The 10,900-nt window shown below is 66.8% G+C and carries 11 protein-coding genes and 1 pseudogene; 8 read left to right on the forward strand and 4 right to left on the reverse strand.

The features are described from left to right. From ACFWP7_RS36900 to dnaA (ACFWP7_RS36915), 4 genes and pseudogenes are all read right to left on the reverse strand, one after another. The coding region (locus ACFWP7_RS36900; RefSeq protein WP_384391152.1) for an NAD(P)-binding domain-containing protein at positions 1-85 on the reverse strand (85 nt) is incomplete at its 3' end. 153 nt (positions 86-238) lie between these two features. Continuing rightward, positions 239-1,369, reverse strand: a complete 1,131-nt coding sequence (gene dnaN, locus ACFWP7_RS36905) for a DNA polymerase III subunit beta (RefSeq protein WP_384391063.1) — start codon at positions 1,367-1,369, stop codon at positions 239-241. Positions 1,370-2,402: 1,033 nt separating this feature from the next. Next, on the reverse strand, positions 2,403-3,989 hold the full coding sequence (gene dnaA, locus ACFWP7_RS36910; protein WP_384391155.1) for a chromosomal replication initiator protein DnaA: 1,587 nt from the start codon (positions 3,987-3,989) through the stop codon (positions 2,403-2,405). Next, positions 3,979-4,275: pseudogene (dnaA, locus tag ACFWP7_RS36915) on the reverse strand (chromosomal replication initiator protein DnaA); the annotation flags it as partial. The pseudogene dnaA (ACFWP7_RS36915) and the gene dnaA (ACFWP7_RS36910), both read right to left, overlap by 11 nt. Positions 4,276-4,695: 420 nt before the next feature. Between dnaA (ACFWP7_RS36915) and rpmH the strand changes: the two are divergent. From rpmH to ACFWP7_RS36955, 8 genes are all read left to right on the forward strand, one after another. Continuing rightward, entirely contained in the window at positions 4,696-4,833 is a 138-nt protein-coding gene (gene rpmH / locus ACFWP7_RS36920; RefSeq protein ID WP_003967884.1) for a 50S ribosomal protein L34, read from the forward strand. A 21-nt stretch (positions 4,834-4,854) separates the two neighbouring features. Next, positions 4,855-5,226: a ribonuclease P protein component gene (gene rnpA / locus ACFWP7_RS36925; protein ID WP_384391067.1), complete on the forward strand. Its 372-nt coding sequence runs from the start codon at positions 4,855-4,857 to the stop codon at positions 5,224-5,226. Further along, a complete protein-coding gene (gene yidD / locus ACFWP7_RS36930; RefSeq protein ID WP_266458393.1) occupies positions 5,223-5,588 on the forward strand; it encodes a membrane protein insertion efficiency factor YidD in 366 nt (121 codons plus the stop codon). Before rnpA ends, yidD begins: the two co-directional genes overlap by 4 nt. A gap of 3 nt (positions 5,589-5,591) precedes the next feature. Then, entirely contained in the window at positions 5,592-6,875 is a 1,284-nt protein-coding gene (gene yidC, locus ACFWP7_RS36935; RefSeq protein ID WP_384391069.1) for a membrane protein insertase YidC, read from the forward strand. 15 nt (positions 6,876-6,890) lie between these two features. Next, positions 6,891-7,400 carry a protein jag gene (locus ACFWP7_RS36940; protein ID WP_384391072.1) on the forward strand — a complete coding sequence of 170 codons (510 nt, stop codon included), beginning with the start codon at positions 6,891-6,893 and terminating at the stop codon, positions 7,398-7,400. 177 nt (positions 7,401-7,577) lie between these two features. After that, a complete protein-coding gene (rsmG, locus tag ACFWP7_RS36945) occupies positions 7,578-8,294 on the forward strand; it encodes a 16S rRNA (guanine(527)-N(7))-methyltransferase RsmG (protein ID WP_384391074.1) in 717 nt (238 codons plus the stop codon). Positions 8,295-8,634: 340 nt separating this feature from the next. Beyond that, the gene (locus tag ACFWP7_RS36950; protein WP_384391158.1) at positions 8,635-9,708 is read left to right on the forward strand and encodes a ParA family protein; all 1,074 of its coding nucleotides are present in this window, start codon (positions 8,635-8,637) and stop codon (positions 9,706-9,708) included. Further along, entirely contained in the window at positions 9,705-10,796 is a 1,092-nt protein-coding gene (locus tag ACFWP7_RS36955; RefSeq protein WP_384391076.1) for a ParB/RepB/Spo0J family partition protein, read from the forward strand. The genes ACFWP7_RS36950 and ACFWP7_RS36955 overlap by 4 nt, the downstream gene beginning before the upstream one ends. The last annotated feature ends 104 nt before the right edge of the window (positions 10,797-10,900 follow it).

Genomic DNA, 10,900 nt, shown 5'->3' on the forward strand with positions numbered 1-10,900 from the left:
ATCCGAGGACGGTGTGGCCTGCGCGGCGGATCCGCTCGCGCATGTTGCCGCCCATCTTGCCGAGGCCGACGAGACCGAGCTCCATCAGTTGTTCCTTAGGTTTGCGACGTGGCGTGAAGGCACTTTCGTACCTACGTCCGAGCCTAAACCCGGACGCTCACGCACATCTGTGGGCATACGCGCTCAGACGTACGCCCCACCTGCGGCTTCGGCGGCCGGGTGGGCCGGCCGCCATGCGTCAGCCGCTGAGGCGCACCGGCATGATCAGGTACTTGTATGCCTCGTCCGCCTCGGCGTCCAGAGCGGGCTTGCCGCTCAGCAGCGCGGGCTTCGTGGACGTCGTGAAGGAGAGCTGGGCGACCGGCGAGTCGATGGCGCTCAGGCCGTCGAGCAGGAACGTCGGGTTGAAGGCGATCGAGACATCGTCGCCCTCCAACTGGGCGTCGACCCTCTCCACAGCCTGTGCGTCGTCACTGGAGCCCGCCTCCAGGATCAGCACGCCCTGCTCGAAGCTCAGCCGCACCGGGGTGTTCCGCTCGGCGACCAGGGCCACACGCTTGACGGCCTCCACGAAGGGGGCGGTCTCGATGACGGCGATCGAGTTGAACTCCGTCGGGAACAGCGAGCGGTACTTCGGGAGGTCGCCCTCGAGCAGCCGGGTGGTCGTACGCCGCCCCGCGCCCTCGAAACCGATCAGGCCCTCGCCGGCACCGGAGCCGGACAGCGCCAGGATCACGCTGTCGCCGCTCGTAAGGGCCTTGGCGGTGTCCAGGAGCGTCTTGGCGGGCACCAGGGCCACCGCGGACGCCTGGGGGTCCTCGGGCTTCCACAGGAACTCACGGACCGCGAAGCGGTAGCGGTCGGTCGAGGCGAGGGTGACCGTGTCGCCCTCGATCTCGATGCGGACGCCGGTCAGGACGGGCAGCGTGTCGTCGCGCCCGGCCGCGATGGCCACCTGGGCGGCCGCCGAGGCGAAGACCTCGCCCGGGACGGTGCCGGTCGCGGACGGCATCTGCGGCAGCGCCGGGTACTCCTCCACAGGCAGGGTGTGGAGTGTGAACCGCGAGGAGCCGCAGACCACGCTCGCCCGTGCACCGTCTGTGGAAATCTCCACCGGCCGGTTGGGAAGAGCTCGGCAGATGTCGGCGAGCAGGCGGCCGGAGACGAGCACCGTGCCTTCCTCGTCGATCTCGGCGTCCACCGAGACCCGTGCCGAGACCTCGTAGTCGAAGCTGGAGAGGCTCAGGGCGCCCTCCTCGGCCTTCAGGAGCAGGCCGGCGAGCACAGGAGCCGGCGGACGGGCCGGGAGACTGCGTGCCGCCCAGGCCACTGCCTCCGCGAGTACGTCGCGTTCCACCCGGATCTTCACCGTTGCCGCCTCCGTCTGTTGCCGGCGCTCTCGCCCTGCTGGCCTTCGTCGTCTGACTCGGTGTCGTTCGGCCCAGGGATGGGCAGGACACCGGGGACCAGTCTGACGCACAGCACTGACAGTCGGTGCCCCTCAGGGTCAAGTCGTTCCGAGCGGCACCGGAGGCTCCGAGCGTGAGTTGTGCACAGCCCCCACTTCGAATCGACTCTCAAGCTCTCTCTAGTTGGTCTTAGTAGTAGGGCCTGTGGAAACCGTGGATAACCCCGTTTTCGCAGCTCAGAGGCGATTTTTTGTCCACCGACCCTGTGGGCGGGAGCGGTGGAAAACCACGCTCCTCTGTGGACGGCGAAAAGTTCTGCACACTCGATGCACAGGCAGAGGTCACTTCTCCCCAGCGCCGTCCCCAGATTTACCCACGTTCCCCACAGGCCAACCGGACACCTTGGTGTGACGCCTTTCACTCGACACGGTGAGAGGGCGCGTCGAGTTGCCGAACAGTGGACAGAGGTGTGGAGAAGTTGGTGATCGCTGGGGACAACCAAGCCCAGCCTGTGGGCCGACGGTGGACAACTTGGCGCGCACCCTGTGGATCTTTTCTTCGTCCACAGCCTGTGGAGAGTCTTCGTCCACCAATCCACAAGCAGGTGACCTGGCCTGATGGTCTTCCACCAGTGCGGCCTGTGGACACGATCTGGACAACTTCCCAGTCCCCAGGGTGTGGACACCGGAAAGTCACCGAATCTGTGGAGAGTGGCCGTAACCCGGCTCGTAATCGAACACAGGATGACCGCCGATCTACGAAGGGCGTCCTCCGTAGACGTACGAAAACGCCGCCGAGGCCCTCGGCGCGGGTACGAAAACGTCTCGGACCGGCCTCCGCGGGCGTACGACAACGTCTCTGGGCAGCCTCCGTAGTCGTACGAGAAGCTCGGCAGGCGCCACCCGCACACGCACGAGAACGGCGAAAGGCGCCCTCGGGCAGGTGTCCCGGGGCGCCCTCAGCGACGTACGACGGTCTCTGTCGCCGTCTCTGTCAGCCGTTCTTGATGCGGTTCGTCAGCTCGGTCACCTGGTTGTAGATGGAGCGGCGCTCGGCCATCAGCGCGCGGATCTTGCGGTCGGCGTGCATCACGGTCGTGTGGTCGCGGCCGCCGAACTGCGCGCCGATCTTCGGCAGTGAGAGGTCGGTGAGCTCGCGGCAGAGGTACATGGCGATCTGGCGTGCCGTCACCAGGACGCGGCTGCGCGAGGAGCCGCACAGGTCGTCCACGGTGAGGCCGAAATAGTCGGCGGTGGCCGCCATGATGGCCGGCGCGGTGATCTCCGGGGACGAGTCCTCGCCGCCGGGGATCAGGTCCTTGAGGACGATCTCCGTCAGACCGAGGTCCACCGGCTGCCGGTTGAGCGACGCGAACGCCGTCACCCGGATCAGCGCGCCCTCCAGCTCGCGGATGTTCCGCGAGATCCGGGACGCGATGAACTCCAGCACCTCCGGCGGGGCGTTGAGCTGCTCCTGCACCGCCTTCTTACGAAGGATGGCGATTCGCGTCTCCAGCTCGGGCGGCTGGACGTCCGTGATCAGACCCCACTCGAAACGGTTCCGCAGTCGGTCCTCCAGGGTGACCAGCTGCTTGGGCGGCCGGTCACTGGAGAGCACGATCTGCTTGTTCGCGTTGTGGAGCGTGTTGAACGTGTGGAAGAACTCCTCCTGCGTCGACTCCTTGTCCGCCAGGAACTGGATGTCGTCGACCAGCAGGATGTCCATCTCGCGGTACCGCTTGCGGAAGCTGTCGCCCTTGCCGTCGCGGATCGAGTTGATGAACTCGTTGGTGAACTCCTCCGAGCTCACGTACCGCACCCGGGTGCCGGGGTACAGGCTGCGCGCGTAGTGCCCGATCGCGTGCAGCAGGTGTGTCTTGCCGAGGCCCGACTCCCCGTAGATGAAGAGCGGGTTGTACGCCTTCGCCGGTGCCTCGGCGACGGCGACCGCGGCGGCGTGCGCGAAGCGGTTCGATGCGCCGATGACGAAGGTGTCGAAGAGGTACTTCGGGTTGAGGCGAGCCGCGGTGCATGTGGCCGCTGCCGGAGGGCGGCTCCTGAAGATCACGACGGTCGGGACGCTGGTCGTAGTCGGAGCGCTGCTGCTCGTACGGCGGGCGGTCCATGGACTGCGGCCGGTAGTCCTGGGAGGGCGACGCGTAGGGGTCGCGCTCCGGGAAGCCGAGGCGCTGCTGCTGCCAGCCGTAGTCGTCCTGGTGCCGCGGCCAGCCGCCCGGCTCGGGCCGCTGGTAGTCGGGGTAGGCGGGACGGGCGCTCGGGAGCTGGTCGCCGGGGGCCCCGGGGAGCTGGTCGGAGCGGCCGGACCTGTGGTCATCGGCGCGGTGCCGGCCGTACCCCTCGTATCCGTCGCGGCGCTGTCCGTCGTACGGATTCCGGTCGTCGCGTGCCTGGGGGTCGTACGGGTTTCGCTCGTCGCGGCCCTGGCTGTCGTACGGGGGTCGCTCGTCGCGCTTCTGGTTGTCGTACGGGCTTCGCTCGTCGCGGGTCTGGTTGTCGTACGAGTCGCGGCCCTGGCCCTGGCCCGAGGGGGGCTCGGAGTCCTCGTACCGGGCGGGCGCAGGGGGTTCGCCGGCGGAGTCGTCGACGGTGATGGCGATGCGGATCGGGCGGCCGCACTCGCGGCTCAGGGTCTCGCTGACGATCGGCGCGAGACGGCCTTCGAGTACGCCCTTCGCGAACTCGTTCGGGACCGCGAGGAGTGCGGTGTCCGCGACCAGTGCCAAGGGCTGGCAGCGCTTGATCCAGTGCTCGTCCTTCGCCTCGACACCCTGACCGCGGCCCTCGCCGAGAAGTTGCTCCATTACTCGTGGCCACACTGCGGCAAGATCGGCAGGTACGTCAGCCACAGGGCACGCTCTCTCATGGGTCCCACGAACGTGTGGTTCTGGGAGCAGGTTGGGAAGATCACTCGGGTGGGGCGGCGGGAACAAAGCTGCTGGAGCGGTGGGGACAAAGCCGCTGGGGCGGTGAGAAGGGAACGAATCGGAGTTTGGCCACGGTAGTCAGGGCGACCGCTGCGGTTCAAGTTGTTGTCCCCAGCCTGTGGATAGTGTCTCCTGGCAGATGCTGGTTTGACCGGATGGCGTAGCCGCGCGTACCGTGACCAGGTCGAGTTGTCGATGGCTGCTGCCGCCTGCCTCCGATGGGCACAGGTCACTTCGAGTGATCGGGAAGCGGTGCACTCGGGCGTATACGAGCTACTCGTGGGCGCACGGTGACAGCCAGGACGGCATCCCGCCACCACCGATTATTTCTGGAGCCCCCGAGTGAGCAAGCGCACCTTCCAGCCGAACAACCGTCGTCGCGCCAAGACCCACGGCTTCCGCCTGCGGATGCGCACCCGTGCCGGCCGCGCGATTCTCGCGAACCGTCGTGGCAAGGGTCGATCCAGCCTGTCCGCCTGATCACTTACAGGTCATGACGTCGTGCTGCCTACCGAGCATCGGCTGAGGCGGCGCGAGGACTTCGCGACCGCGGTACGCCGAGGACGCCGGGCCGGACGCCCGCTCCTCGTCGTCCATCTACGTAGCGGTGCACCGGACCCGCACGCGCCTGGGGAGAGCGCTCCCTCGACGCGTGCGGGTTTCGTCGTGAGCAAAGCCGTGGGCGGGGCTGTCGTACGCAACAAGGTGAAGCGCCGACTTCGCCATCTGATGCGTGACCGGGTGGCCCTCCTGCCCACCGGTAGCCTGGTAGTCGTACGAGCGTTGCCCGGCGCGGGTGACGCCGACCATGAACAGCTGGCCCGAGACCTGGATGCCGCCCTTCAGCGGCTGCTGGGAGGGGGCGCTCGATGAAGTACCCGCTGCTGGCTCTCATCAAGCTGTACCAGTGGACGATCAGCCCGCTCCTGGGGCCGGTGTGCAAGTACTACCCGTCGTGTTCCCACTACGGCTACCAGGCCATCGACAGGCATGGTGCGATCAAGGGAACGGCACTCACCGCCTGGCGCATCCTCCGGTGCAATCCGTGGTCGCTGGGCGGTGTGGACCATGTTCCGCCGCGCAAGCGTCCGCGGTGGCACGAAATGCTGCGTAACGCCTGGCGTGCACGCAAGGGCGGGACCTCCGCCGCCGAACCGGCCATCGAGGGGCACGGTATGTCCGACCACCCCTCGAGCCCGGCCGCCGAGACCCCGTCCCATGCTCAAGGAGCCTGATTAGTGGACACGATTGCCAGTCTGTTCAGCTTCATCACGACACCCGTCTCCTGGGTCATCGTCCAGTTCCACTCCGTGTACGGGCTGATCTTCGGTCCCGATACGGGCTGGGCCTGGGGCTTGTCCATCGTGTCCCTGGTGATCCTGATCCGTATCTGCCTGATCCCGCTCTTCGTGAAGCAGATCAAGGCCACTCGGGCGATGCAGACGCTGCAGCCCGAGATGAAGAAGATCCAGGAGCGCTACAAGAACGACAAACAGCGTCAGTCCGAAGAGATGATGAAGCTGTACAAGGATTCGGGTACCAACCCGCTCTCCTCGTGCCTTCCCATCCTGGCGCAGTCGCCATTCTTCTTCGCCCTGTACCACGTGCTCAATGGCATCGCGTCGAACAAGACCATCGGCGTGATCAACGACTCCCTGCTGGCCAGTGCTCAGAAGGCCCACATCTTCGGTGCCCCGCTCGCCGCGAAGTTTACGGACGGCTCATCGAAGGTGGAGGCGCTCGGCGCATCCCTCACCGATGTCCGTGTCATCACCGCGATCATGATCGTGCTGATGTCGGGGTCGCAGTTCTACACCCAGCGTCAGCTGATGACGAAGAACGTCGACATGTCCGTGAAGACGCCCTTCATGCAGCAGCAGAAGATGCTGATGTACGTCTTCCCGGTCATGTTCGCCATCTTCGGCATCAACTTCCCGGTCGGTGTCCTCGTCTACTGGCTGACCACCAACGTGTGGACCATGGGCCAGCAGATGTACGTCATCCGCAACAACCCGACCCCGGGCAGCAAGGCCCAGGCCGCTTACCTGGAGCGCCTGGAGAAGCACGTTACGCAGCACGAGAAGACGCGCGGCCGTGGTCAGAAGGCCATCGTCAAGGCGATCGTCGCCAAGGGCCGCGACCGCAACGAGCACGAGCGCAAGTTCATCAACACTCTGACGAAGGCGGGCCTGGCGGCCCAGGCCGACGGCACCGTGGTGAAGGGTGTGAGTGACGCCGTCACCGAGGCCGAGGACGGCACCCCGACGACCGCGGGCGGCGCCCCCAAGCGCCAGCAGCCGAAGCGGCAGTCCAAGTCCCAGCGTCAGTCGGGTGTGGCGAAGGCGGACGGCGGGACCGAGCCGAAGACCTCGCTGAGCAAGTCCGAAGAGCCGCAGGATGCCAAGCCCAACGCCGCCAAGCCGGCCGCGGGCGGCACCAAGCCCGGCTCCGGTACCCGCAGCAAAGCCCAGTCCGGACAGCGCAAGGGTCCTCAGCGGCCCAAGTCGCCGTCCAAGAAGTAAGAAGGAGTCCATCCCGTGACGGAAGGCACCACCTCCGCTGCCGCCGAGGGCGACACCCTGAGCCGCCTTGAGCAGGAGGGCGAGATCGCGGCGGACTACCTCGAGGGTCTGCTCGACATCGCCGATCTCGACGGCGACATCGACATGGACGTCGAGGCCGACCGCGCCGCTGTCTCGATCATCAGTGACTCCGGCGGTCGCGATCTGAACAAGCTGGTCGGCCGGGACGGCGAGGTGCTGGAAGCCCTGCAGGAGCTCACGCGCCTGGCGGTACACCGGGAGACCGGCGACCGCAGCCGCCTCATGCTGGACATCGCGGGCTACCGTGCGAGGAAGCGCGAGGAGCTCTCCGAGCTCGGCGCCAAGGCCGCGGCCGAGGTCAAGAGCTCCGGCGAGCCCGTCAAGATGAACCCGATGACGCCCTTCGAGCGCAAGGTCGTGCACGACGCGGTCAAGGCCGCGGGTCTGCGTAGCGAGTCCGAGGGCGAGGAGCCCCAGCGCTTCGTCGTCGTGCTTCCTGCCTGATCGGTACGTACGTTCCATCGGCCCCGTCTGTTGCGCAGGCGGGGCCGAACCTTGTCAGCCTGGTAGTTCCCGGTGGTGCCTGTCAGTCCCTGGTGGTGCCGGGCAGTACCCGGTAGTCCTTGATGGTCCTGGTGATCAGCGCGCAATGCGCTTATGCGGTACGGAAGGACGGTCCCCGTGACGGAGGCAGCGGAGCTTCCTCCCGCGCCCGAGCAGGCGCGCGAGGTTTTCGGTAATCGCTTCGCGGACGCGGTCCGGTACGCGGAGCTCTTGGCCGAGGCGGGCGTAGAGCGCGGGCTGATCGGCCCGCGCGAAGTACCCCGTCTGTGGGAGCGGCACTTGTTGAACTGCGCGGTGCTCTCCGAGGTCGTACCCGAGGGGGTGACGGTGTGCGATGTCGGCTCGGGTGCCGGGCTGCCGGGCATTCCGTTGGCGCTTGTCCGTGAGGACCTCAAGATCACGTTGCTTGAGCCGTTGCTGCGCCGCACGACCTTTCTCACCGAGGTCGTGGAACTGCTGGGCCTCGACCATGTGACGGTCGTCCGTGGCCGCGCGGAGGAGGTCATGGGCAAGCTCCCGCCCGTTCACGTGGTGACCGCGCGTGCCGTGGCGCCCCTGGACCGCCTGGCGGCCTGGGGGATCCCGCTGCTGCGTCCCTACGGCGAGATGCTCGCCCTCAAGGGCGACACCGCCGAGGAGGAGCTGAAGAGCGCTGCAACGGCGCTCAGCAAGCTCGGTGCCGCCCGGACCTCCGTACTCCATGTCGGAGAGGGAGTGGTGGATCCGCTCTCCACCGTCGTACGGGTCGAGGTCGGCGAGAGCCCCGGCGGGGTGCGTTTCGCGGCCAAGCGAGCAAAGGCGGCCCGGATCGGGCGAACGCGTCGCCGACGCTGAGTCCGAGGGGCTGAATCGACGTTGCACTCCCGGCTCCGCATGGCGGAACCGGGAGTTTTTTGTCACTGTCGCTGATCCGTCCTGACGACGAGCGGTACTCCACACAAGCTGCCAAACCTATACATCTCGGAGTGTCGCGCCGTGATGGCCGCGAACCCTATGCATCGTGTTTCACGTGAAACGTCGCTCACTGTTGCACGGCATCATCAGTCGCGGCCGGGCCGCGGCTGTATCCCGGGACCGGAAGCCTCTCCGTTCACTCGGAGAGGGTGCGGAGTTGTCCACAGAGGTGGATTTCTCCACAGAAGAACGGGCCTCGCTGGTTCACGACCCCGAAGGCATGGGAGGCTCTGTTCATTGCGAGCCTGAAGTCGAGGAGAGTGAATCCTTGCGGTCCGACGCCAACATCGCGGGACCGATGACCGATCCGGTCCCCGGTCCCCGTACCGAGTCGATGGGGGAGGATGTTTCACGTGAAACACCGCCTCCAATGGACGACACTCCCATCGGTCGTGCTGCCCAACTGGCAGTGGAGGCGCTAGGTCGCGCCGGTGAGGGCCTGCCACGGCCCGAACAGACCCGGGTCATGGTCGTTGCCAACCAGAAGGGCGGGGTGGGTAAGACCACGACCACGGTCAACCTTGCTGCCTCACTCGCTCTGCATGGCGGCCGTGTCCTGGTGATCGACCTCGACCCTCAGGGCAATGCCTCCACCGCGCTGGGCATCGACCATCACGCCGAAGTTCCATCGATCTACGACGTGTTGATCGACAGCAAGCCGCTCTCCGAAGTCGTCCAGGCGGTCCCCGATGTCGAGGGTCTCTTCTGCGCGCCGGCCACCATTGATCTCGCCGGTGCGGAGATCGAGCTGGTGTCCCTGGTGGCGCGGGAGAGTCGACTGGAACGAGCGATCCAGGCGTACGAGCAGCCGCTGGACTACATCCTCATCGACTGCCCGCCGTCGCTCGGCCTCCTGACGGTCAATGCGCTGGTGGCCGGAGCAGAGGTCCTCATCCCCATCCAGTGCGAGTACTACGCGCTGGAAGGCTTGGGGCAGCTCCTGCGCAATGTGGACCTGGTTCGGGGTCACCTCAACCCCGACCTCCATGTCTCGACGATCCTGCTCACCATGTACGACGGTCGGACGCGTCTGGCGTCGCAGGTCGCGGACGAGGTACGCAGTCACTTCGGCGAGGAGGTGCTGCGGACGAGCATTCCTCGCTCGGTCCGTATCTCCGAGGCGCCGAGCTATGGGCAGACGGTGCTGACCTATGATCCAGGGTCGAGCGGTGCTCTCTCGTATCTTGAGGCAGCAAGGGAAATCGCCCTCCGCGGAGTTGGTGTGGCGTACGACGCGGAACCTGCCCACGTGGGCGTACAGAACGGTCAGAACATGGTGGAGGGGATCCAGTGAGCGAGCGACGACGGGGACTGGGGCGTGGCCTCGGCGCACTCATCCCTGCGGCACCGACAGGAGAGAAGGCGGCTTCCGCGGGTGGAGCGTCCACCTCGCCGACGGCTGTGCCGGTACTCACCGCCGAGCGCGGTGTGGCTGCGGCGAAGGTGGCCATGCTGCCGCCTGTTTCACATGAAACCGAGGAGCTGTCGGCGAACGGAGTTCTGGAGGAATACCCGTCACCTGTGGGTGCTCACTTCGCCGAACTACCTCTCGAATTCATCGTCCCGAACCCGCGCCAGCCCCGCGAGGTGTTTGACGAGGACGCTCTCTTCGAGCTGGTCACCTCCATCAAGGAGGTCGGGCTTCTCCAGCCCGTCGTCGTACGTCAGGTCGGTCCGACGCGCTACGAGCTCATCATGGGCGAGCGGCGCTTCCGGGCATGCCGTGAGGCCGGCCTGGAAGCGATTCCGGCGATCGTGCGGGCCACGGAGGACGACAAGCTCCTCCTGGACGCTCTGCTGGAGAACCTGCACCGCGCGCAGCTGAACCCGCTGGAAGAGGCGGCGGCCTATGACCAGCTGCTCAAGGACTTCAACTGCACGCACGACCAGCTGGCGGACCGCATCGGCCGGTCGCGTCCGCAGGTCTCCAACACTCTGCGTCTGCTGAAGCTCTCTCCCGCGGTTCAGCGCCGTGTTGCCGCCGGAGTTCTCTCCGCCGGACATGCACGGGCTCTGCTCTCTGTGGACGACTCGGAGGAGCAGGACCGGCTGGCCCACCGGATCGTCGCCGAGGGGCTGTCGGTGCGGGCCGTCGAGGAGATCGTCACTCTCATGGGATCGCGGCCGCAGACCGCCCCGCGCTCCAAGGGGCCGCGGGCCGGCGCGCTGCTCTCCCCGGCGCTCAGCGATCTGGCATCGCGTCTCTCGGACCGTTTCGAGACGCGAGTAAAGGTCGACCTGGGACAGAAGAAGGGCAAGATCACCGTCGAGTTCGCCTCGATGGACGATCTTGAGCGGATCCTCGGCTCTCTTGCACCGGGCGAAGGACCGGTTCTCCAGAAGAGCCTCCTGGACGACGACTCGGAGGACGCGGAGGCCTGAGCCGCCCAGTGGCGGGAGTGTCTGTGATCGTCAGAACCATCAGAGCGGGGGGGGTGCGGGGGGTGGGGGGCTGCGGCGGGGGGGGGGGGCGGGGGTGGCTGGGG

Source organism: Streptomyces sp. NPDC058470 (genome assembly GCF_042721055.1).
Classification (GTDB): domain Bacteria; phylum Actinomycetota; class Actinomycetes; order Streptomycetales; family Streptomycetaceae; genus Streptomyces.

Bases quoted from the DNA above. Each gene is read 5' to 3' on its own strand.
- yidD (WP_266458393.1), top strand. From the start codon at position 5,223: ATGAAGTACCCGCTGCTGGCTCTCATCAAGCTGTACCAGTGGACGATC.
- ACFWP7_RS36950 (WP_384391158.1), top strand. From the start codon at position 8,635: ATGGGAGGCTCTGTTCATTGCGAGCCTGAAGTCGAGGAGAGTGAATCC.